This window comes from Burkholderia sp. KBS0801 (assembly GCF_005937855.2).
In the GTDB taxonomy this organism is placed as follows: domain Bacteria; phylum Pseudomonadota; class Gammaproteobacteria; order Burkholderiales; family Burkholderiaceae; genus Burkholderia; species Burkholderia ambifaria.
On the sequence record NZ_CP042177.1, the window covers coordinates 1,880,728 to 1,903,748 of the forward strand.

Below are 23,021 nucleotides of genomic sequence, written 5' to 3' on the forward strand. Positions count from 1 at the left end.
TCAGGGTCCACTCACACGACGCGCCCTCCACGCGATGTCCATTCACCTCAGTTTCGACGACGGCCCCGGCCCGTCGACGCCCTCGCTGCTCGACGTCCTGCGCGACGCATCGTGCAAGGCGACCTTCTTCCTGCTCGGCACGAACCTGGCGGGCGCGCTGGACGTCGCGGCGAGCATGGCGCACGACGGCCACCGGCTCGGCAATCACACCCGTTCGCACGCGAGACCGGGCGCGCTGGCGGACGACGTGCTGATAGACGAGATCGAGGCGACCGACGCGCTGATTCGCGAGGCCTGCCGCCGCGCCGGCGTTCCTGCGCCGGACGCGATCCCGCTGCGCCTTCCGTACGGGTTGATGCCGCAGGACAATCGCGCAGCCGTGCTCGCGCGCCTGCAACGCGAACACACCGGCTGGACCGCGATACTGGATGACTGGCAGCGGCCGGCGCCGTCACCGCAGGCGCTATTCGACGCAATGTGCGCGCATGTCGACGCCAGCGCGGCGCGGCATCGCGACGTGCTGTTCTGCATGCACGACGGATCGCGGCACGGCGAAGCGCGGCCCAACACGGTCGAAGCCGTGCGCCTGTTCCTGAACCGGCAGCGCTGACGCCACGGCCGGCTAGCTTCCGGGCGCCGCCTCGTCCAGCAACTGGCGCCAGCCGCCGAGAAATCCGATGCCTGGCCCCGGCATCCACAGGCCGCGCTGCGCGGCTTCGAGATGGATCAGCGTCTGGTCCGCGCAGAACAGCACCATCAGCGCATCCCGGTTCACGCGGATCCAGTCCGGCGCAGCGTCAGGCGGCGTCGCTGCGTAGGCTTGCAAGCCGGCTTCCCAGCGCCGTGCATCGAATACGAAGCGATCGTCCCTGGCCGCATCGCGCGACAGCGCGAACAACGCAAAGGCCGCCTCGAGCCATTGCGCGCCCTGCCCCACATCGTCGAAATCCAGCACGCCGTTCACCGCATTGCCCACGTACAGCAGGTTACCCGCGTGATAGTCGCCGTGCAGCCAGCGCACCGGCCCCGTCAGCCAGCGTGCGGCGGCGTCGAGATGCGCGCGGATTCGCCCGATCACCGTGGCGTAGTCACGGCCCAGATCGCCCGCCAACGCCGGCATCGCCCGCGCGGCGACGCGCGCATGACGCGCCGACAGCCACGCCAGCGGTGCCGATTCGCTCACGGGTATCGACGCCAGTGCCGCATGCAGATGCGCGAGCGCACGCATCGCATCGATCGCGCCGGCCTGCGCATCGTCGGGCAGGCCGGGACGTCCGTCGATATGCTCGAACAGATGCAGCCAGCTTCCATCGGCGGCCTGCACACCGGTTTGCGCATCCACGGTCGGCCGCAGCCGCGGCAGCACGGGCAATGTCGGCGTCGTGCGCAAACGGCCGAGACGCCCGAGTATCGACGCCTCGCGATGCACCTGCCCGACCGGCTTGCCGGACCACGACACGCGCAGCACCGTGCGCCCCGCGGCGCACTCGACGAGGTACGTTTTGTTAGTATGGCCCGACGCCAGCGCCTGCAGGCGCGCCGGCGCGATGTTCCAGTACCGGTGAAGCCACGGTTCCAGCGTTTTCACGTCATTCCTACTCGTTGCATTGACCATGTCAGAGCGTCCTTCGGCCCGCATGCGGGACATCAACATCGAATGGCTGACGCGCGCCGCCGAATTCGACCATCTGTTCCAGACGCGCTGGCTCGGCGAGCGCTTCTTCCATCTGCCCGGCGACATGCTCGCGCTGCAGGAACTGATCTGGCGCGCGCGTCCCGACTGCATCGTGCAGACCGGCATCGCGGCGGGCGGCGGCGTCGTGTTCTCCGCGTCGATGCTGGAATTGACGGGTGGCCACGGCCGCGTCGTCGCGATCGAACCGCGCCTGCGCGAGGAGGTCAGGCAGCGCCTGCAATCGCACCGGCTCGCCCATCGCATGGTGCTGATCGAAGGCGAATCGTGCGCAACCGACACCCTCGCATCGGTACGCGCGCAGATCGGCGACGGCACGCGCGTGATGGCGATCCTCGATCTCACGCATACGCACGCGCACGTGCTGCGCGAACTCGCCTGCTATGCGCCGCTCGTGACGCCCGGCAGCCATGCGATCGTGATGGATACCATCATGGAGTATCTGCCCGAGTCGATGTTCGACGGCAAGCCGTACGGCAGAGGCAACAATCCGGCCACGGCCGTGCATGCGTTTCTCGCCGGCGACGACCGGTTCGAAGTCGACCACGACATCGAGGACCGCGTGCTCATGACGCTGTCGCCAGGCGGCTTCCTGAAGCGAGTGCGCTGATCAGGCGGGCGGCCTGCGCCGAACCGTCGCGCGCGTAGCTCGCGCGGATCCGCGCCGCCTGCTCGCGCAACGATCCGGGACGCAACAGGCGTTCGAGCGCATCGGCAATCTCCGCGACGCCGGCCTGCTGCAGATCGAGCACGCATCCCGCGCCGGCCCGCTCGACGAAGTGCGCCGAATGGAACTGGTCGTTGCAGAACGGCGACAGCAGCATCGGCACGCCGCACGCGAGCGACTCCATCACCGAATTCGCGCCGCCGTGGCTGACGAACGCGTGCGTGCGCCGCAGCAGCGCCAGCTGCGGCGCGTAACGCACCGCGACGACGCGCTCGTCATCGACCGGCAGCAAATCCGAATCGGCCAGTTCGCCCACCGACAGCACCAGTTGCGCCGACGTCGTGCGCGTCGCGTCGATGACTTTCGCGAACAGGTCCGGGTGATAGTAAAGCTGGCTGCCGAGCGACATGTAGACGAGCGGGCGATCCGCATCGAGGCGTTCCCACGGGAACGCCGTCTCGTCGCCGCGCGGGCCCGAAGGCATCGCCGGGCCGACCAGTTCGACACCGGGCGGCGGCGTACCGACCAGCGCGTCGGTCGTGAACGCGAGCGTCAGATGCGGCGACAGGATGTCGCAACCGCGAAAACGCGCGTCGAGACCGTAGCGCGCGAACAGGCGCGTGCGTTCCGGCTCGAGCCATCGCACCGTACGGAGCAGTTCCGAATCGAGCGCGTCGGGCAGCACCGGATTCAGCGAATTGGACATCGAGACCCACGGCAGCCCTTCCAGCTCGGCGGCGATCGCCGCCGCGTAGAGCAGCGGATCGATCACGACCACGTCGGGCCGCCATTCGCGCAGCACGGCGCGGATGCCGTCCACCTGAGCAGGCGCGAGATCGATCAGCAGCGTGCGGATCCAGTGCCTCAGCCAGTCGGCGTCGCGAATGTTCGCGGCGAAGCTCGCGCCGCGCGACAGATCGTGGCGTTCGGGCGTCTCGCGCGGCCCGACGAATGCAAAGTCGCCGGCGCCGTCGAGCTGCGCGCTGATGTCGGCCGGCGCGTAGAACGCGACGTCGCAGCCGGCCGCGCGCAGATGCTGGGCCGGGCCGATGCACGGATTGACGTGGCCCTTCTCGGGCACCACGCAGAACAGGATGCGTTTCATGAGCGACTCAGGTTGGGCGATGCGCGGCATCAGGATGAAGGCGATCGAGATGATCGAGGATCAGCGTCAGCGTTACCCACAGCACGCGCTCGGTATCCGCCTGCAACGTGGGCGCGGCCAGACCGAGCGTGTCGGCCAGTGCACGCGTGCGGTCGCGATCGAGCAGCGGCGCGAGATCCATCGCCGGTGCGAGCCGCCCGCGCTTCGGGCCGTGCACGAGACGGTCCGGCAGGTTCAGGCGCGCACCGAGATCGCGCAGGCACTGCTTGTTCGGGTCGGGCGCGATGCTCGTCAGATGCGCGACGACGTCGGCATCGACGAACGGCGGATGCAGATCGACCGACGCCTCGTCGAACAACGCATGGCACAGCGGCAGATAGTTGGCCGACCGGTCGCGGCGCAAGACCTGATCCGCGCCGTCGCCGGTGATCGCCAGCTCGACGCCGTCCGCGGCGATCGCCTCGGCCAGCAGCAGCTTCGCGACCGGATGCAGGTTGAACATCGGCTCCTCGACCGCATGGGTCGTTCTCGGCAGCGCCGCGACGAAGTCGGCCTCGTTCGCGCGCACGATCTTCACGTTCGCCTGCATCTGCGCGGCGAGTTCGAGCGCCGCGTCGAGTTCGCAGTAGTCGGGCATGTCGGTCGCGAGGATATAGGACGTCACGTGCCGCTGTGCGCCGAGTTCGCGCAGCAACGCGAGCAGCAGCGCCGAATCGAGCCCGCCGCTCAGCGCCAGCGCGACGCGCTTGCCGCTGTCGAGCGCGCGTTGCAGCGATGCGCGCAGCACGGTGTCCAGATCGGCATGCCGGGGCCGCTCGGGCGCCGGCCGCACCGCCAGGCCGTGCGGCGCCCGGATCAGTGCATGACCGGGCGGCACCGCGAGCACGTCGCGCAGCACCGTGCGGCCGATCAGGCGCTCGCCGCTCAGGTAGCCCGCGATGGCGGCCGCATCCGGCGCGCCGGCCGCTTGCCCCGACGCCTGCAGGACGGCGCGGATGCCGGACGCCGACACGCCGCTGCGCGGATGGTAGTGCAGACGATCGAAACCGAACGGGTCGCGCGTGCCGACGATCATGGATAACGAGCCTTCAAGGTGTCCACTTCAATGCGTTTCAGGATGCGATGCGGCGCTACCGGCGCGCTGCCGCCGCGGCAATGCAGGCACGCTTCGAGCGGCACCTCGCGTTGCAGATAGGCGAGCATCGCATCAAGCATCCCGGCGTCATCGCGCAGCGGCAGGCCGTCGGCCTGGAAATCCTTCTCGCCCTTGTACAGCGTATGGAAATGCGCGGGACGCGTGCACGTGTAGAACATGCCGTCGCGAATCATATGGCAGCGCTCGCGGATCCAGCAATCGTGATAGAGACGCCGCGCGTCGTCGCGATCCGTGCCGGGCTGTGCACGATTCATCGTCGTGAACACGTCCTGCACCTTCCAGTTCAGACGTACGTCGAAGCGTGCGGCCTGATGCTCGACATACGCAATCAGGTCGGGCGACAGCGACGGCTTCGGGTAGCGCGAGATCGTCAGCGCATCCACCGACTGCCAGAACGCGTCCGGCATCTCGCCGAGCTTCAGGCCGTTCGTCGTGACCGAGATCACGGGCGCGATGCCCGTGCCGCGCACGCGTTCGACGAGTTCGACGAGCGCCGGGTGCAACAGCGGTTCGCCGCCGACCAGCTTGAAAATACGCGGGCTCAGCACCTTCGCGGCCTTGCGCAGATCGGACTCGATCGATTCGGGGCTCGCATACCACTCGGGCAGCAGCGGCGACAGCGAGCAGCATTCCGCGCAGGTCAGGTTGCAGTGATCGACGATATGCGCTTCCAGCGAGCGCGTCCGGACGCGCCCGTCTTCGACGCGGTAATCGCGATCCAGCGGCGGCGGGAAGACATGTTGCCGTTCGCCGGACGGCAGCGGGTTCGTGGCCCGGTTCGGATTCGCACTCACTTCAGCTTCCTGCTTCCACGCAACGGGAAAAGAAATCGATCAGACGCTCGCGCGCGTCCACCATCGCGGACGCCATCGTCACCGCCCCGTTCAGGTGCGCGGCGAAGCGCACGGGATCGTCGAGCCAGCCTTGCACGACCCACAGCTTGAGCGCGTGCTGCAGACACGCGGCATCGACGGCCCACGGGAGGTGCGCGGGATTCACCGGCCGGACCCGGCCATACGCGCGCACGAAGGCTGCCGCCAGATGCGGCGCCTCCAGCGGCAAATGATTCAGGCAACGCACCAGCTCGTATTCGCGCGGCGCGCCGATCGATGCTTCCCAGTCGAGAATCAGCGGCGGCAGCGTGCCCGTGAACAGATAGTTGAACTGGTTGTAGTCGTTATGAATCGGGTGCTGCGGATCGTTGGCGGGAAACGCTTCGACGCTGCCCGGATAGTAGCGGTCGATCATGCGCAGCGCGAGTTCGACATAGCGGCGCAGGTTCGCGGCGCCCTCGTTCGCGTGCGCACGATCCCGTGCGTCGAGCAGGCTGCGGCGCACCGCGTCCGCATCGATCGCGGTCAGCCGTGCGCGGATCGTGTCGAGCGACGGCAGATGCAGCCGGTCGAGGCTCAGGTGCAGCGCGGCCAGACTCGCGCCGAGCGCATTCCACTCGGTTGGCGAAAATGTATCGTAGGTTCTGAACTGCCCGGCTTCCCAGCGCGTGAGCATCGCGTGCGAGTCCTGCCCCGTCCACAGCGATGCGCCGGCTGTCGTGCGTTTCAGCGTCTGGACACGGAAGCGGGCATCGCCGTGCATTTCCAGATGCGCGAGGACGGCGGCCTCCCTGGCCGCGCGCGCATGGTGTTCGAGCGCATAGAGCTTGACTGCCACACCGCCGCTGTCAGCCGGCAGATACCACACGCGTTCGCTGACCTGGCGCGGTGCATCGCTTCGGCCGAGCGCGTAGGCGTCGCGAATCTCGTCAAATGGGATCGCAAGCCGGTCCATTCAGATGTGCTCCGCCGGCCCGTGTCGATACGGATGACCGGTCAGGAACGTGTTGTGGCCGACGTAGCGCAGCTTGTACATCGCCGGGCGGAACAGCACCGAAGGAGCGTTGTTCACGATGCCGACCAGCGGGTACAGGTCCTGCCGCACGAAGAATGCGTTGTTGCCCATGTCGTCGCAGCAGACGAGCTCATAGCCCTTCTGCCTGCCGAGATGAACGAGCGATTCGAGGCTCGCGCCGTAATAGGTCGACCCGTCCCATTCGTGGTCCGGATTGAAGCACATGACCCAGCGTTCGGGCGGCGTGTAGTACGGGTTGTATTCGATCACCACGATGCGCGGCTGAAACGCTTGCAGGCCGCGCCACACCCAGTAGTCGTTGCCATCGATATCGATTGACAGCAGGTCGAAGTCGGCGGGCACGTTCGCATCGGCGAGCAACAGGTCGACCGTGTCGGGCTGGACGCGGTCGTGGTGCAAACGCACGCGCTCCGCGCCCGCGTAGTGGGCGGCGAGCTTGCCGAACCGATATGCGCTGGCTTCCACCAGCACGCCGGCCCAATCCTGTTCGTGCAGCAACCGCGCGGTGTTGCTGTTGCGCAGGCCGTCGCTCGCGCCGATGTCGACGCAGAATCGGTTGGCCGGCGCGATCCGCTCCATCAGGCGCGCCAGGATGCCCTCCTCGGTGCCCTGCGCGTAAATGCTTTGCGCAAGGCCGGACAGGTCGAGCGGGAGGGGATGGTCCTGCATCGAGGGGCGGCTCCGGGTCAGGGGTGATGAATGGGGGGTGGCGTTCGGTAGGTAATTTACCCGAAGTCGATCGGCGGGAGGAAACTGGAACGCGCAACGGTATCGGGCTTGGCCGCGGGCGGAAAGAAAAAACCCACTTCGACGAGGCGGCCGATGCGGGCCTGATGCATTTCCGTCGGTTTCGCTCCACGCGCCGCGCTTCGTACTGTCCAGCCCCGGCGCACGAACGGAAGGCTCCACAGCCGCCAAGCAGCGACAATTTTTCCCAGTCGCATCCGTACCTTGTCAATGAAGCGGCCGTGTCGTCGCAACGGTCGAACGGCTGATCGGTTGCGATAGAAGCGCTATCAGCGCCTCCAACTTTTGCGCATGACGCTCATACAGCGGCGTACCATGCAGCCGTGTAAATTCGCGATTACACGCCCCGCACAAGAAGCGCGGAATTCGGTGACCACTCAGGCGCTTCGGTACCCACGAATACCAACGGGCGCTGAGCCGCAATGGAAGCACGGCGGGCGCGGCTCAGAATTCGGCGACAGCAACGCATCGACGTGCCGCTGCAAAAAAAGCGGTTAGCTCGCAATCTTCCTGCATCGGTTATTGTCGTGAACTCGTCATAGGCAAACGAAACTTACCCGGCAGGGTCGTGACTGACATCTTGGCACTTTGGCGCGGCCTTGATGCCGACCGGCTCCGTCTCAACGTGCTCACCTACGACAGATAGCCTCCGAACGTTGAGTTGGAGACTATTCGGTGCATTGCTTGCGAACACTTCGTAATCTTTACCAGCCAGAGGAACGAAAGTACGCGCAATGTGCTGAAACCGACTTCTAAAAACGAAGCCGTTGAAATCAGGCAACGAGTCACCACCGTATTCGACCGAAATCGTCAGTGGCTCGTTGGCTTTGATCACATACTCGTCATAGTACCGATACGCGTCCTCTGGAACGGGCATCCCGATCGTCGTGTTGGCGAGATGTAGCGTGCGTGGTTTAGCCACTGTCATTCCGCCGCCGAAACCGAGTACACCTTTCTTCGGTTCGCATGCCGTGTTGAAGAAGAAGTGCGTGGATGCGCCAAAATAAACGCGAATCCTCGCATCGGTTGCAGGATCGTAGGCCGCACTGTGCGTGTTCTGCGACGCACAGCCAGCCAACAATGTGCCGAGTGCAACAGCCATCATCGTATTTTTAAACATCACGGAATTCTATCTTCGATAATTTCAGAACTGCGCTGTAACCTGAAATCCAACCGTGACACGCGCAGTCGGGAATCCGGACGGCTTGTAGACCGGCGTACCGGCGAACAGGTCGTAGCCGTAACCGCCGAAGCGCGTTGCAACGCTGCCTTTAACGCCGATCACTGCCCCGGCCAGTTGCGTACCGACCAGCGCGACAGGCTGCGGTCCCCAAACGCGGCCGTAATCGAGTCCTGCATAAATCGCCTGCCCTGTCTGCCCGATAGGCATTTGCAGTTCGTTGCGCCAGTAGAAGCCGCGCGCCGCCGCCAACATCGTTTCGCCGTCGAAACCGCGGACCGTGTAACGGCTGCCGATCGTCAGGTCGTCGATGTAGTACAACGTGTTGCCGGTATATTGGCCGTGAAAGGTCGTCACGTAGCGGAACGGCTGTTGCGCGATCGCGAACGGCACCGACAGGTTCGCATCCAGCACGGCCAATTTGTAGCGATACGTCGGACCACCGTCCGTTGCCAATACATCGTCCTGTGCGCCAAACGTGCCGATACCTTGCCTGTACGCAAGCGTGCCATCGAACTGCGCGCCGCCGAAATAGTGGCGATCGGTCAGGCCGAATTCAACGAACGTGTTGTTGCGGCGCTGCTGCGGGATTTCCGTATCCTCGATGAAGCTCTGACCGAAACGGCGCGACAGCCTGAACTGCGCGCCGAACACGTCATTCTGGCTGCGCGACAGTACGCGATTCAGCTTGAAATCGACGGTCTTGGAATTACCACTCGCGACGAACGTCTGGTTGACGCCCGCAATTTGCTGATAGTAAGTGTTCGTGTATGTGGAAAGGGTCGCCGTCCAATATCCCCACGGGATCGAATAGAAACCGTTCCAGCCGTGCGAACCAAGGCGGTTGTCACCAAGTTCAAGGTCTTGACTCACACCGACGTTGAAAATGTCGTTCAAGCCCAACGGGTTGTCGATGCCGATCGACAGGTTGCCTTGCAGCTTACCGGTCGCGCGCGTGCCCGAGTTGTCGATCGATGCGACGACGGTCCACGGCTTGCCGCGTTTCACGTCGAGCACCGCATCGCTTTCGCCCGGTACATCGGCCGGAACGATCTGCATCGACACGTCTTGGCTGGTGACCCGCTTCATCTGCTCCAGACCTTGCTCAAGGTCGCGCAGGTTCAACAGTTCGCCGTCGCGCGTCGGAAACGCGGTTTTCCATGTGCCACGCAGTTTTTCATCGGCGAAGCGTACGTGCCGGATCGTGCCGGGGATCAGTGCGACTTTCAGCGTGCCTGTCGACAGGTCCTGTTCGGGCAGCAGCACGCGCGTCGTGATGTAGCCGCGTGACAAAATGTCTTGCGACAATGCTTTGACAAGGACATCGAGCCCTTGCTTGCCGACGCATTGCCCCGTGTAGTGTTCAAGCCATTCACGCGCGAAAGCAAAGCGGTCCATCGGTAACGCGGATGCGCCCTGCGCTTTCAAGCCATCCGGCAACGCGTCGGGAACGTTGACAATGAAACGATCAATGCGGAAGCATGGCGTTTCGGTCGGAAGCTCTGGATAACCAGCACTCGCTGCGACACTCGAACGAACTGCAGGCGCGGAAACGGTTCGTTCCCGCTCGCGTGCTTCTTCTTGCTGGCGTGCCTGTTGGTCGTTGCCAACCGGCGGAATCGTTTGTGCCATCGCGCAGGTCGATGCAAAAAGCAACGATCCGGCGACAAGACTACCCCCTCGGATTTTCTTCTTCATGTATTTGATTCTCTCGATTACGCGTACCGCGTGACCATCCAGACCCCCATCAGGATGACGACAGCGCCGACGATCTGCATCGGCCGCAACAGGTGTTCGTGTAACGCCGTGAACGACAGCACCACGAGCATGGAAATCGCCACCATCGTCGGATACGCAACGCCAAGCGTTGTTTTGCGGAGTGCGATTGCGTAAAGGAGGAACCCGACACCATAGGCACCGATGGCTGCCCCGCGTGCGATCCACGGCAACATGCTCGACTCGCCGAGTGTGATTCCCTTGAGAGCCGCAACTCGGAGCAATATGCTCGCGAGACCGCCGAAAAAGCCACTTGCAACGACGATCAGCCAGTTCACCGTGCGACCTCCATCGCTACTGCAGCATCGGTCCGGGGACCGGCGTCTATGCGGGTGTCATCGGATGCGGTCGCGTTCCCACCAAAAGTCGCATTGAACCGATTCGCGCCATGTAGGGCGATCAGCACGACGGCGGGAAATACGACCGAAAAGTTTCGCGCTTCGTCGCGGTAACCGAAGAAAAAGAACAACACCAGCACCGGTAGGAATGCCGCAAAAAAGTAGATACGGTATCGACGTGGCGTCGCGCGCCAGGCCGAGCCGAAGAACACCGCAAGCGGCGCAAGCATCAGCGGATTTTCGAGACTTGGTGTAAAGATGCCTTTGCCGATGAGGTTGTAGAACGACAGGTAAGACAAGGGATTGAGCCAGAATTTCAGGTTATCCCACACATGAAATTCGACGAAACCACCTGCATTCGTGTCGTACCCGCTCATGATGAAATGGCGAGTGCCGACGCAGATTACAAGTTGCAGTACCAGCCAACCGACTCGCTTGAATACCGGGATTTCACGCTCGTGTAGGAAGAACAGCGCAAGGGGAACAAGGAAGAACGTTTCCTTGTTCAGGGAGAAGATGGAGACCATCAACGTGCATACCAGCATCTGCCTCTTCAGCAGGAAATAGCATGCACCGAGCACACCGAGCAGTTCGAAGAAGTCGTAGTAGTAACCGCCCTGCTGAAACGTGAGCGGATAGACGAAGCCGAATGCCGCCAGAAAGCCAACAGATTGCCCAAAGTTCAGTCCATGTAGTCTGGCTAGCTTGTAGACCAGCAACAGCGCGAACAGAGTCGACAACACGATCGCGATGTACGTCAGGTGATAGACGAGTGCCACGATCGGCGTCCAATATTCATCCGGCACACTTGTGAAATAGGCGTTGTGCAGCGAATCGTGTCGTTTGATCGATTTGAAAAGCTTTTCCTGCTTTTCCTGCCCAAGCCGCTCGGCTACCCATTTTGCGGCTCGCGGGAACGACGAGCGATAGACATACGGCTTCGGCGCATCGCCGTTCATCATGCCGACGAGGCTGTAGCTGGTTGCGAAGTCGCCCTTCTGATCATCGCGGAAACCCCACTTCAGCAACATGCTGTTGGTGATGTTTCCCGCGCACACGAACAGCAGCACGTAGACGATGGCGAAGCGGCAGAACGCCAGCACGCGGTTTCGGTTCTTTTCCGTCATGGGTATTGTGCCGCTCATGGAGCTGGCAAAAAGTGAGCGGCCAGCACGATTGCCACCATGACGCAAAGCATGCTGAAGCTACCGCGGTTTTCGAGAATATGAACGATAGGATCGTCGTGCATCGCGCCACGCACTGTGGCGATCCAAAGGCGGCCGAACAGATAGATCAATCCAATCTGCACGAACCAAAGAAGGTGCGGAATCGTGTAACGATCTACCGTTTCCGGGGCATTGATAAACAGACCAAACACGACCACCGCTGCAAGAGAAGCACCGATGCCAAACGGCCAAAGGACTTCGAGGTCACTTACACGATAGTCCCGGCCTGCCGTCGCGCTTTTGTCGCTCTGGCGTAAAAGCACCAACTCGGAGCAACGTTTCACGAGCGCGAGGCTGAGAAATGCAAATATGGAGAACGCGAGAAGCCATCGGCTCACCATGATTTCCGCTGCGACCGCCCCCGCGACGATTCGGTACGTGTATAGCAATGACAAGACGACCACATCGAGTAGCACAACCGACTTCAAGCGCCAACTGTACGCGGTCGTAAGGAAGAGATAGAACGCGAACATGCCGGTAAATTCGGTGGACACCGCCAACGCCAAGGCAAACGCCAATGTCAGCAGTACCGCTGCGCAGGCGATGCCTTGATTGATCGACAACACCCCGCTCGCGAGGGGACGATTGCGCTTTCTTGGATGTCTGCGATCGCTGTCCAAATCCCAAAGATCGTTGCCGATGTAGGTTGCCGACGCGCCAAGCGACATTGACAAGAACGCCAGTGCGAGCATGCCGACCTTGTCGATATCGAAGAATACAAAGGCCGTTAGCAGTGGGACGAACAGCAGCAGGTTCTTTAGCCACTGGTGGACACGCAGGGCCTTGCACCATGTGGAGAACGTTGCACGGACATTCGCAAACTCGTGTTCGATGGGAACGTAGCTCCGAACATCTGCGGCGACATCCGATGAAACGCCAGCTAGGATGGCACCTTTCGCACCAGCCCAGACCGGCAAGTCGGCCTTGCTATCGCCCGCATACACGAAGTCGTCGCCGATCTGCTGACGAATGCAGGCCAGTTTGGCCTCTCCCTTGAGATTCGTGTCGTCATTGGTGGCAATGACACGATCGAACAGGCCAAGATGCGTGCTTACACGGTCAGCGATCGAACGATGTGCTGCAGTTGCGAGCACGATTTTTCGACCGCTCTCACGTTCGCAGGTGAGGAAGTCGACAAGCGATTCGCGATACGGAAGCGTTTCCGCTCGAAAATCGGCATGCTCTGCCACCTTGGCCTTAAACGCGGCGCGACCGCCCGCGAGCCAGAAGGGCAGGCGCAGTAGGTTCACCGGTTTTCGCTTGACGACACGTATCACGGATTCCATCAAGGTATCCGAAACCGTCAACGTGCCATCCAGATCAACGACGAGCGGCAGTTTTTTGGTCTCTCGCATTTTTATCGATTGACCTTAATAACGGACCATCAGTTTAATTATCATGATCGGATCGGTCATTCCTTGAACCCATATTCAGGTGGAATTTTCCAGTCATCACTCGGAAACTCCGGCCAACCGAAGCGAGGATCGGCATACGCTTTTTTTACGTCGTGCATTAAACCATCAAAGAAGCCTGATAGGCCCTGAAGAGCAATTCCAGCATGGATTAATCCAGCTTTGGCCGTCAACTTGTCCCCCTTATTCATGGCGGAGTCATACAGATTAAGGGCATCCCGAATGCGGCGCATTTCTTTCGCGAACAATTCATCTTGATCACTCTTCCAATTGATATACCACTCTAGGTCGTCCGCTTCTTCGTTGTATGCACGTAGATCAGCATCCGTCAAGCCGTGTGACAGTGCCAAGTCCCGCAACAAGGTTTTGATTCGATTCAGATCCATAGCTCTCACTTAACGTTAATCCTGCGTCCTTGCCCTGCATTCGTTTTGGACTGGTTCACCGTCCCATCCAAGTTCACGACGACACTGAATCTCCCCCTACTATCAAATACTTCAAGGTGATCCTTGTGCATTCCATCGAGGTAAAAATAATCGCCCTGCCTGATGGCGCCTACATTGTCCGTAGCCTTATAAATGCTCTGACCGTCGATTTGTGTCAGCCTCGTCTTTTGCGAGGCATCTTTGAGGTCCGATCCAAACCCCGGCGTACCCAAAAACGCGCCCATGTTACCGACGCCGCCTTGATTCGGCTTGTAACCCGCCATCGTGAGCGGATCATTCATCATCTGTTGAAGCCAGTCAGGCGTGAGCGCCGTGATGATGGCCTCAACCGCTCTTTGAGCACCAAGCGGACTGATCAGCGGTCCGGCCTTCGCACTCGAATCAAGGTCGGTCGAATTGTCGATAATGGCATTGTCACCCTTGTCTCGGCTTTGTCCCGTGAAACCCGGCAGCTTGAATCCTGACAGCCAAGTGGGCGGCGGCGCCATCTGTGGCGGCGCTATCTGATTATTCTCGACTTCGATCTTAGCTGCACCTGCTGCCGTCGCGATATCCTGACCCGATATCGCGGCGACTCCAGCAACCAAGCTCGACACGAGGTTGTCGCGAGCTTCGCGCTCCTCTGAAGACATATTGGTCGTCGGAGCCATCAAGCTTCCGATTACCGAGCTTGCGGCGGCTCCCATTGCGCCAACGCCACACGCTTGACCGCCTGCCGCCGCGCCAGCACATCCTACGATCGCATGAAGTGCTGCGCGCGCCTCTTCACTGCCAAGGCTGTCGGCGATTTGCTTGACCTGATTCGCACCAAGCTGTTGCACGTATGCGATCGTCGCATTTTGCGCGAGTTGACCCATGCCGCCCGTTACGTTACTACCCGCCGCTACCGTGAGCGCAGTCAGCACCTGACGATACGTGCCGCCAGGCCCCCACTCTGCGGTCAACTGATCGGCACGTTGCTGCGCCGCCGCTCGTTGTTCCGGCGTAAGATTTGGATCGTTTGCAGCCGCTTTTGCCGCATCCGCTTCCTTCGCGCGGTTGGTCACGAAAGTGCCAGCCTGATTCACAAACTGGCTCGTGATGTCGAAGCCAGCCTGAATCTTGTCCTTATCGAAGATCGGTGCGAGCGCACCGCCCGTGTTGGACGTATCGCGGTTGATACTCGCGACGGCTTCAGCTGCAGTTTGGCCCGTCAACTGCTGCTGCGTCGCGCTGTCAGTAATCGTCAGCGCGCCGCCGCTTACGCCGCTGCGGGTTACCGAACTAGCATCATCGGACGCGCTCATCGCGATCGGCGGTGCGACCTGCAAACCCGGTGCACTACCGCCGTTGGTCTTCGGCAGCGTCGTACCCGGAACCGGGTTTACGTTGTCAGCGGTGCCTTTCTGATTCTTCCCTGTACCGCCGCCATAGCTGCCCGAAATGCCCATCGAAGAAGCATCGTACGACGCGTGATTCTGGATATCGCTCGACGTGAGCGTTGCCGTCGTCAGGCTGTTCACACCATCCCGAACAGCTTTATCGCTGCTCGCAATGACCCCACCCTTCAGATCGGTATTGCCGTTCACGTTGACCTGAAATCCGCCGTCGCCAGCTTTGATACCAGACTGTTCGCCGACCGCCGCGTAATCGCTATTCATCTTCTGCTGGCTGATATTCCCGGCCACGCTCGATGCGCCGTAGCAAATCGGCGGCACACAGACACTGACGGACACACCGCCGCTCGCTTGCTTCGAATCGTAATGGCTCGTGTCTTGCAAGCTCTTGATATTCAGATCACCACCAACGTCAGCGATGACCTGCTTACCACTCGCGACAGCGCCGGTCAGGTTCGTGTCGCCGCCCGACTCCAATGTGAGTTTGTTGCCCGCTGCAACGTTTGTGTTCGTCCACGTCGTATCGTTGCCGTCGCCATGCCCCTTCGTACCAGAGACACCAGCCTGAAACGAAATGCCGTTCGATTTGCCGACGCCGAACGTCACGCCGATACTGGCGCTTGATCCGCTGTTCTTGCTCTGTTGGCTGTCGGTATTTTGCGCAGCTTGCAGATTGATATCGCCCTGCGCGTTCAACGTCGCATTATGACCTGCGCTGAGAGTACTGCCGGTCACATTGATATCGCTATCGGCCCCTGCTCCGGCTGCAGCGATGTTCAAATTATGGCCCGCCGATACCGTGCTGCCGACTGCCGTATTGGACGACGCCGATGAACTGCTATTGCTGTGGCTCGTGCCAAGCGACACATTAATGCCGACGCCGCCCACGCTCGTCGGATCACTCATGACAGCATCGTAGGCATTCTTCGCAGCAAGACCAGTCGTTGCGGCGGCGAGCGCATTAAGCCGCGCATCGCCCTTGGTCTGCTTAACGTCCTTGCGCATCTGGTTTGCCGTCTGCACTGCAGCGATAACGGGATTGCTTATGCCCGCAGAAATTGCCGTTTGACTGAACGTCTGCTGCTCGTTCTGTGTAGCGGTGTTTCGCGCCTCATCAATCGTTACTTTCGTAGCTCCGAGATTAATGTCATTCCCGGCATGTATGGTACTGCCGGTGACATGAAAATCCTTGCCCGCACTGATGTTCAGGTTGCCATTTAGCGAACCAATCATGCTGCCGTTGTTCGTGACCTGTGTCGCCTGTTGCGCATCTGTGGTTTTGCGCACGCCGATCGTATAGCCCTGCAATCCGCCGTCAAGCTGATTCAATGGATTCAGGCCCGACAGGAAGCCATATTCACGCTTCGAATAATAGCTTTCGGACGTTTGCGTGTCCTGCGACGTGGTGATATTCACATTGCCCGCAGCAGCGAGCCTCACGTCGTTTGTACCGACGACATTACTTCCTTGTACCGTCAAATCCTTGCCCGAACGGATCGAAACAGTATCGCCCGACACGGTGCTCGCGACGCCGACATTCGCGTGCGTGTCCTGCATCGTGTCCGTGGTGGAACCGGAAACGAAACTGCCGCGTTTGGCTTGCGTCTGAACGAAATTATCGTGCTCTTCGCGACCTTCGTTAATGTTGACATTGCCTGTTGCCGCGATGGTGGCTGCGCCCGTGCCGTTGTCCTTCCCATTCGTGATACCTGCCGTCAACGACGAGCCGGTCAACGTCACATTGCCTCTGTTCGTGTCCGCGCTGACTGCTGCAAGCATGGCATTTCCGCCAGACGAGAAAGTCGTGCCGACCGCCCGCTCATCGTAAGTGCGATCGACTTCCTTACGCGTCTTGTCGTCTGTCGCGACGTTGTTGTAGCGTGCGGTGTCGGTCACGGTCGTTGCCGTGAGATTACCACCAGCAATAACGCTCAGGTCTTTTCCGGCCGTTACGTCCGCTCCCTTGAATGTCGCATCGTTGCCGCTTTGAATCGCAAGATTGCCATTCGCGGAAATTGCGCTCGTCTCGTTGGTCGTGCTGTTTTCTTCCCAATGATGATTTGCATTCTTCGTCATCGATTGCGAAGTGTTCGACTGAATCGTATCGACGTTGATGTTGCGTACCGCTGTTACCTGTGCGTCACCGCCCGCCGACAGATTCGCGCCGTGTATCGTGAGGTCGCGACCGGCACTGACGATCATGTCGCCGTTCGAAGCGATAGTGCCCTGCTGCCCTAAAAGGCCCGTATTGACCTTGCTATTGCCAGAAGCAGCGGAAACGCCACCCGCGTCGACCAGCGTGGTATTGACGATATCGCGGCCAGCAATCACGGCAACGCGATTGCCCGTAATCATCCCGGATGCGTTCACTACGTCATTGCTCGCCGACACGACCGTCGTACCGTTGGTGCCACTGCTCGAAATCGTGCCACCGCGATTCAAAATATCCGTTGCGGTCAAGACGGTTTTCGAGCCACCCTTGATGGCACCCGAATTGGTCGCACTGCCGACCGTATGAATTTCGACATCGTCCGCCGCGATCAACGCACCAGTCGGTTGCAGATCGTTCGCATGCGTTTGCGCCATATAAACGACCGGGGCCAGCACGTGCGTCGTGCTGCCGTCAGGCAGCGTCACGGTCTGGTCAACGAGCCACACGATATCGCTCGTCAAGGCATCCATCTGCGCAGCCGTCAACGCCATCCCGGGCACCAAACCGAATTCCTTCGCGTAGTTCGCGCCGTTCGTCATCAGGGCACGATACTCATCCTCGGCGCTGGCGTAACCCGGCAGGAATGTACGGCCGGTCAGCTGCGTAATCTGGTTACGCACCATCTGCTGCTCGTACATCCCGTCACCCAACCGCTTCTCAATGCTCGCCGGGTTCAGGTTCAACTGGCCGAGCATGTAATCGCTCGAAATGAACTTCGTATAGCTCGTCAGACGCGGGTCGGTGACGATCAGATACGGCTGACCGGGCGCGGGATGAATCGAATACATCCCGCTTGTCGGCAACGTGATCGACAAAGCACCGGTCGCGCTCGCGACCGATTGCAATGCCGGAACTGTCGTCGTTCCGCTCGCCGCGCCGACCTTGGACGGATTGGTGCCCGATACACCCTGATTGGCCGCGTTGTTGCCAAGCGTGCCCCCTGTCGCACCGGTAGCCGAATTCTGCGCGGCGACGTTCTGGTTATTGACGTTCTGCGCGTCGATCGACACCGACTGGTTCGCGATGATCGTGCCGCCCGTTCCACCGATAGCAATCGGTGTGTGCACAACGGACGGTTCAACGATCGTGCCGCGATCCTGCGTCGTGTCCTCGTTCCACGCGTACATCGATACGATGTTGTCGGTCTGATACTGATACAGCGTCCGACCAACGTTGTTCACCGTCGTGCCGCCGTAGCTTCCGCTGCCAACAGAGCCGCCTTGTTGCGTGCTGCCGATTTGAATCGACTTGCCAGCCGTGATCGCGCTGTATTCGTTGTTGATCGTGCCGACGTTCGCCATCGTGATACTGCCGCCCGCGACAAGCTGCGCTTGCTGCGCCTGACTCATTACCTTGTCTTGCTCAATCGTGGAAGTCGTATCGCGCCAGATTTCGACCCGCTGATAGCCGTTATGGCCGTCACTGCGCGTCGTATATTCCGTATCCGGAACGTAGTTGACGTGCGGGTCGTAGGCATCCCAATAGTTGACCGTAACCGTACCGTCCGCGTTGTTCGTCAGCGTGTTGTAGTAAATCGTCTGCTGCTTTCCATTCACGTTCACGACCAATACCTTGTCGGTCGCGTTCGTCCCGGACGTTTCCGATACCACTTGCGAAGGGCTATAGGTTGACGTCAGCGGAGTCTTGTAGCCGTTCACCCACATCGCCTGCGAGCAGCCGCCGTTCGGGTCAGCATTCATCGTCGCGCACACGATGTATTTCTGGCGCTTCGTTTCGTGCTTGCTCGACGTGCTCGTCGTTTCGGTCGTGACCGTCGGTGCAGGACGCGTATTGGTGAAGGTACCGGCCGCGAGTTCGACGTTGCCTTGCGCTTCGATCGTCGATTGATCGTTCAGCACATTTTGCGTGCGGTTCGCGAGCAAGCCCTTTGCGTCGCGCTGACCATTCGCCGCGATATTGATATCACCGACGCTGAACAGGTTCGCACCGCCCGTGTTCAACAACTGATTCGTTGCGTAGAGATTCAACCGATTGGCAGCAGCAAATACGGCAGCAGCGCCGGTATTCGTGATCGTATTGGCATTCGCCGTTACGTTGGCACCGATCACGGTGCCGGTGTTGTTCAACGTCGCGCTGTTCGTCGTAACCGAATCGCCTTCGATGCGGCCTACGTTATCGATCGTGCCGCCGTTCGCGTTGACCGTCGTGTTTGCGGAATTCAAATCCGCACCGCTCTGGTTATCGACGTTCGCCGCATTCACCGTGAGCGCGCCATTGGCATCCATTACGCCTTGGTTCGTCAGCTTGCCCGACGTAGTGAAATTCAGGTTGCCGTTTGCGTGAAGCTTGTTCGCTGCCGTCTGCGTGTAGTCGCCCGCGAGCGTGATTGAGCCGTTGCGACCCGCGATGATGGAACCGTCGCCGGACAACGTACCCGTGTTCAGCGTCAGGTCTTGATCGCTACCGATCGCGCCGCCCTGATTCGACAGTGCGCCGGTCTGAATCGACACGCTGCCGCCGCTACCGGCGTCGTTACCGATCTTGCCAGACGTGTCGTCAATCGATGCGGCCATCAACGACAACGCCCCGTTTGCCCGCACCGAACCATTCTGGTTCGACAGCGCCGCGTTCGCACCATTGAACGTCAGGTTGTTCGCCGCCGACAGCACGCCACCCGCATTGTTCGCGTTGCTCGCGACATTCAACGTCAGGTCGTGTCCCGCCAGCGTCTGGCCGCCTTGTGCATTGGTGAGTGCTTGCGTGGTCAGCGTAACATCGCCATTTCCGCCAATTGTGCCCGCACCCGCTTTACCAGACGCGTTCGTGTTCGTGATCGATGCGCCGCCGTCGATCGTCGTCGCACCGTTGCCGATATTGGCGATTCGACCATCGCTGTTATCGACGCTGGAACCCGATACGCCGAGGATGGATGTCGCACCGTTCGCTTCAATTTGGCCCGCGCTGTTGGTCACGGCACCTTGCGCACGAAGTGACAGATTCCCGTTCGCCTGAACAAGACCAGCGGCATTCACAATTTGGGCGTTCGACTGCGCTGTCAGCGACTGGCCTGCAAGCAACGAACCGCCGGAATTATCGATACTGCCCGCAGACACCGAAACGTCACCGTTGCCGCCGATCGTGCCGCCAGCCGTATTCGTCAGCGCGTTTGCCGTCGTGACCGACAGCGCGCCCGTACCCACGTTTTTAAGCGAGCCTCCATCATTCGCGAGGCTGTCGGCTGTCACCGAAACGCCATTGTTCGCTTCGAGCGTGCCCGCGCGGTTATCGATCGCGCCTTGTGCTTTCAGCGTGATGCTGTCGGCACCGACGTAACCACCTGCATGGTTATCGAGCGATTGAACGTAGAGCGCAGCCTGTCGCTGTGCGGCCAGTGTACCGGCGCTATTCGATACAGCCGCAGCCTTCACGCTCAACGCGCCATTGGTCGCGATCGTGCCGCCTTGGTTCGACATCGCACCGGTTGTGATCGACAACGTACCGCTGCCTGCGTGCGTAATCTTTCCGTGATCGTTGATCAGCGTCGCAGGCGTCAGGTTCAGGTCGGTGCTGTTCGTCTGAATAACGCCGTTGCTCGAATTATCGAGCGTGTTCGAGACAGCGACATTCATTGCGCCGGTCCCGGTTTGCGTAATCGTGCCACCGTGGTTCGACAAATTCGTCGCCCCGAAAGACAACTGGTTGGCCTGTATCGAACCCGCGTCGTTGCTCAGCGATGCTGCATTCACCGTTGCCGATTGTCCGGCCGCGATGCTGCCGGAATGATTCGTCAATTGCGCGCCAGCATTGATCACTGCATTTTGCGCAGCCGACAAGGTACCGCTGCCGTTGTCGAGTGATTGCGAATCAACTTGCAGGTTCGTTTGTGCACTGACCGTGCCGTGGTTCACGACGCTGCCGGATTGCACCGTCACACCGCCGTTGCCGCCGATGACGCCGCCTTGTGCGCCAAGTGCGGTCGTACCAGCCGCGTTCGTCAATTGCCCTGCCGTCGTGATCGACAGACCATCCGAATTCAATGACGTAACGCGACCGGCACTGTTGTCCAGCGAACTACCCGAAATATTCATTCCGGCCGCGCTCTGGATCGTGCCTTGATTATTCGCGATCGCGCCACCACGCACCTGCATCGCATTTTCGGAAACCAGCGTGCCGCCCTGATTCGAGATCGCGCCGTTCGACTGCACGCTCAGCGGACCTTGTGCCGAAACCTTGCCACCTTGGTTCGAAATGCTGCCCGCAGTGAGCGTTGTACCGCCTTGGCTCGACAGGCTACCGTGATCGTTGATCAATGCGCCTGCTGCGTTCGCATTGACTACGCCCTGCGCACTCGTCGTGGCGTTCGAGAGGTTCAAGTCGCCTGCGTTCGCATTCAGCGTGAGATTGCCGTTCGCGGCCGTTTCACTACCCGCCAGGTTGACGGCAGCGCCCGAAATCGACGCGCTACCGCCCGCGACGTTCTGCCCGGTCGCCGTCAATTGCCCTGTGCTCGACAAATTCAGGTCGCCGCTTTTTCCGACAGAACCGTCATTGTTTACACCTGCGCCGAGCGTTCCCGTCGAATTGATGATGCCCGCGTTGATCGTCGTGTTCTGTTGAGCGGCGAGCGTGCCGCTGTTCGACAACGTACCGGCTGCCGAAACGTTTGCGCTCTGTTGCGCATATGTCGTGCCGGCGTTTTGAACACTGTTCGCGGTTGCGGTAAGGTTGCCGCTCGCCGTTGTCTTGCCCGTGAGTACAAGCTGGCCGTTGGATTGCAGCGTCAGATCACCTGCTTGCGCAGCGATCGTTCCGGCATTCGCGACCCCGACCCCGAACTCGTTGCTCACGAGAAACACGCGGTTCGCGTACATACCGCCGAGTTGGCTCACGTCGATCGCGATAGCGGGTGCGGCACCATCGCCAGCAATCAGCGTTGCTGCAAGCGTGTCGTGGTTGACTTGGTTAGCCCCGGCGACCACGTTCAGATTTTTCGCGTAAATGGCAGCGTTGGCCTGTACGGCGCGAGAAATCAAGTCAACCTGATCCACGTTCGACGCATTAAGGCCAGCACCGCTTACGGAAATCAGGCCGCGCGATACGTTGAATCCACCGAGCGACCCGTCTGCGCCGTAATACGGCGTTCCCGTTGTGAGGACAGCTCTCGACGTATTGATGAACCCGCCGCCGTCGACCTGAATACCTGCGCTGTTCGACAGGATTACCTCAGCCCGATTGCCTCCCACCTCCACATAACCGCGAAGTTGCGACGGTGCGTTGCTGTTGACTTGGTTGACGATGATCCGCGCGGACCGGCCTGCCCCGAAATTCGGGTTGCCGTTGATCATCCCCGCCTGCTGCGTATTCACGATCGTCGGCGAGTTGTTCAGGATCGCGCCGGGTTTTTGTACATCGAACTGGTTGTACGTGTTGACCGAGACACCGGCGCCGGACGGTGCGGCAATATTCACTTGCGGGATGCCGTTCTGCGTCTGGATTACGTGCGTGCTTGTGCCCGGAGTCGGAACGATTTGCGCGAAGCTGAATACCGGTATGCCGAACAGCAACGCTGCTGCCATCGCGATCGGTTGCCACACGACGCGCAATCCCGGCGCGTTCAGCGGCGCACTTACGCGCTGCGGATTTCCGGCTGCACGCGGCGAGCTGCCGTTTTCCTGAACGACCATCATCGCGCCACGTACGCGACTATACACAACCCGATAGCGGTTTTTATTCATTCTTCGTTCGACGCAAGTCGCGTCGCTGCTTCAATTTTTGACTGGAATCGACATCCGACTGAACCGGTTGACGTTACGCGCAACCACGGCCGGTGCTGCGCAGGATTCGCAAAGGTCTACAC

General features: G+C 60.7%; 15 protein-coding genes. 2 read left to right on the plus strand and 13 right to left on the minus strand.

Features of this window, described 5'->3' with window-relative positions; all coding sequences use genetic code 11:
* Nucleotides 1-34 precede the first annotated feature (34 nt).
* Nucleotides 35-610: a polysaccharide deacetylase family protein gene (locus FFI87_RS08940; RefSeq protein ID WP_138847647.1), complete on the plus strand. Its 576-nt coding sequence runs from the start codon at nucleotides 35-37 to the stop codon at nucleotides 608-610.
* A gap of 12 nt (nucleotides 611-622) precedes the next feature.
* Here the strand turns inward: FFI87_RS08940 and FFI87_RS08945 are convergent, their stop codons facing one another.
* Nucleotides 623-1,615: a phosphotransferase gene (locus FFI87_RS08945; RefSeq protein ID WP_261378152.1), complete on the minus strand. Its 993-nt coding sequence runs from the start codon at nucleotides 1,613-1,615 to the stop codon at nucleotides 623-625.
* On the opposite strand from FFI87_RS08945, the gene FFI87_RS08950 reads away from it, so the two are divergent.
* Entirely contained in the window at nucleotides 1,614-2,303 is a 690-nt protein-coding gene (locus tag FFI87_RS08950) for a cephalosporin hydroxylase family protein (RefSeq protein WP_138847646.1), read from the plus strand. The genes FFI87_RS08945 and FFI87_RS08950 overlap by 2 nt on opposite strands.
* Here the strand turns inward: FFI87_RS08950 and FFI87_RS08955 are convergent.
* From FFI87_RS08955 to FFI87_RS09010, 12 genes are all read right to left on the minus strand, one after another.
* Entirely contained in the window at nucleotides 2,260-3,465 is a 1,206-nt protein-coding gene (locus FFI87_RS08955) for a glycosyltransferase (RefSeq protein WP_138847645.1), read from the minus strand. The two genes, FFI87_RS08950 and FFI87_RS08955, sit on opposite strands and share 44 nt — an antisense overlap.
* A gap of 7 nt (nucleotides 3,466-3,472) precedes the next feature.
* Nucleotides 3,473-4,540, minus strand: coding sequence for an asparagine synthase-related protein (locus FFI87_RS08960; protein ID WP_138847644.1), 1,068 nt, complete (start codon nucleotides 4,538-4,540; stop codon nucleotides 3,473-3,475).
* Nucleotides 4,537-5,415 (minus strand): 4Fe-4S cluster-binding domain-containing protein, encoded by an 879-nt coding sequence (locus tag FFI87_RS08965; RefSeq protein ID WP_138847643.1) that lies wholly within the window; start codon nucleotides 5,413-5,415, stop codon nucleotides 4,537-4,539. The genes FFI87_RS08960 and FFI87_RS08965 overlap by 4 nt, the downstream gene beginning before the upstream one ends.
* Nucleotide 5,416: 1 nt before the next feature.
* The gene (locus FFI87_RS08970; RefSeq protein WP_138847642.1) at nucleotides 5,417-6,409 is read right to left on the minus strand and encodes a phosphotransferase enzyme family protein; all 993 of its coding nucleotides are present in this window, start codon (nucleotides 6,407-6,409) and stop codon (nucleotides 5,417-5,419) included.
* The gene (locus FFI87_RS08975) at nucleotides 6,410-7,159 is read right to left on the minus strand and encodes an FkbM family methyltransferase (protein ID WP_138847641.1); all 750 of its coding nucleotides are present in this window, start codon (nucleotides 7,157-7,159) and stop codon (nucleotides 6,410-6,412) included.
* Nucleotides 7,160-7,790: 631 nt separating this feature from the next.
* Nucleotides 7,791-8,357 carry a hypothetical protein gene (locus FFI87_RS08980; RefSeq protein ID WP_138847640.1) on the minus strand — a complete coding sequence of 189 codons (567 nt, stop codon included), beginning with the start codon at nucleotides 8,355-8,357 and terminating at the stop codon, nucleotides 7,791-7,793.
* Between the two features lie 24 nt (nucleotides 8,358-8,381).
* Nucleotides 8,382-10,049 (minus strand): ShlB/FhaC/HecB family hemolysin secretion/activation protein, encoded by a 1,668-nt coding sequence (locus FFI87_RS08985; RefSeq protein WP_138848481.1) that lies wholly within the window; start codon nucleotides 10,047-10,049, stop codon nucleotides 8,382-8,384.
* Between the two features lie 83 nt (nucleotides 10,050-10,132).
* The gene (locus FFI87_RS08990; protein ID WP_138847639.1) at nucleotides 10,133-10,471 is read right to left on the minus strand and encodes a small multidrug resistance protein; all 339 of its coding nucleotides are present in this window, start codon (nucleotides 10,469-10,471) and stop codon (nucleotides 10,133-10,135) included.
* Nucleotides 10,468-11,676 carry a hypothetical protein gene (locus FFI87_RS08995; RefSeq protein WP_315852870.1) on the minus strand — a complete coding sequence of 403 codons (1,209 nt, stop codon included), beginning with the start codon at nucleotides 11,674-11,676 and terminating at the stop codon, nucleotides 10,468-10,470. Before FFI87_RS08995 ends, FFI87_RS08990 begins: the two co-directional genes overlap by 4 nt.
* The gene (locus FFI87_RS09000) at nucleotides 11,673-13,112 is read right to left on the minus strand and encodes a UbiA family prenyltransferase (protein ID WP_138847637.1); all 1,440 of its coding nucleotides are present in this window, start codon (nucleotides 13,110-13,112) and stop codon (nucleotides 11,673-11,675) included. Before FFI87_RS09000 ends, FFI87_RS08995 begins: the two co-directional genes overlap by 4 nt.
* Nucleotides 13,113-13,168: 56 nt before the next feature.
* Nucleotides 13,169-13,555, minus strand: coding sequence for a hypothetical protein (locus tag FFI87_RS09005; protein ID WP_138847636.1), 387 nt, complete (start codon nucleotides 13,553-13,555; stop codon nucleotides 13,169-13,171).
* 5 nt (nucleotides 13,556-13,560) lie between these two features.
* Complete coding sequence (locus tag FFI87_RS09010) at nucleotides 13,561-22,899, minus strand: hemagglutinin repeat-containing protein (protein ID WP_138847635.1); 9,339 nt, start codon at nucleotides 22,897-22,899, stop codon at nucleotides 13,561-13,563.
* Between the last annotated feature and the right edge of the window lie 122 nt (nucleotides 22,900-23,021).

Bases quoted from the DNA above. Each gene is read 5' to 3' on its own strand.
- FFI87_RS08985 (WP_138848481.1), bottom strand. From the start codon at position 10,049: ATGGCACAAACGATTCCGCCGGTTGGCAACGACCAACAGGCACGCCAG.
- FFI87_RS08950 (WP_138847646.1), top strand. From the start codon at position 1,614: ATGTCAGAGCGTCCTTCGGCCCGCATGCGGGACATCAACATCGAATGG.
- FFI87_RS08975 (WP_138847641.1), bottom strand. From the start codon at position 7,159: ATGCAGGACCATCCCCTCCCGCTCGACCTGTCCGGCCTTGCGCAAAGC.
- FFI87_RS08955 (WP_138847645.1), bottom strand. From the start codon at position 3,465: ATGAAACGCATCCTGTTCTGCGTGGTGCCCGAGAAGGGCCACGTCAAT.
- FFI87_RS08970 (WP_138847642.1), bottom strand. From the start codon at position 6,409: ATGGACCGGCTTGCGATCCCATTTGACGAGATTCGCGACGCCTACGCG.
- FFI87_RS09005 (WP_138847636.1), bottom strand. From the start codon at position 13,555: ATGGATCTGAATCGAATCAAAACCTTGTTGCGGGACTTGGCACTGTCA.
- FFI87_RS08960 (WP_138847644.1), bottom strand. From the start codon at position 4,540: ATGATCGTCGGCACGCGCGACCCGTTCGGTTTCGATCGTCTGCACTAC.
- FFI87_RS09000 (WP_138847637.1), bottom strand. From the start codon at position 13,112: ATGCGAGAGACCAAAAAACTGCCGCTCGTCGTTGATCTGGATGGCACG.
- FFI87_RS08940 (WP_138847647.1), top strand. From the start codon at position 35: ATGTCCATTCACCTCAGTTTCGACGACGGCCCCGGCCCGTCGACGCCC.
- FFI87_RS08995 (WP_315852870.1), bottom strand. From the start codon at position 11,676: ATGAGCGGCACAATACCCATGACGGAAAAGAACCGAAACCGCGTGCTG.
- FFI87_RS08980 (WP_138847640.1), bottom strand. From the start codon at position 8,357: ATGTTTAAAAATACGATGATGGCTGTTGCACTCGGCACATTGTTGGCT.
- FFI87_RS09010 (WP_138847635.1), bottom strand. From the start codon at position 22,899: ATGAATAAAAACCGCTATCGGGTTGTGTATAGTCGCGTACGTGGCGCG.
- FFI87_RS08945 (WP_261378152.1), bottom strand. From the start codon at position 1,615: ATGGTCAATGCAACGAGTAGGAATGACGTGAAAACGCTGGAACCGTGG.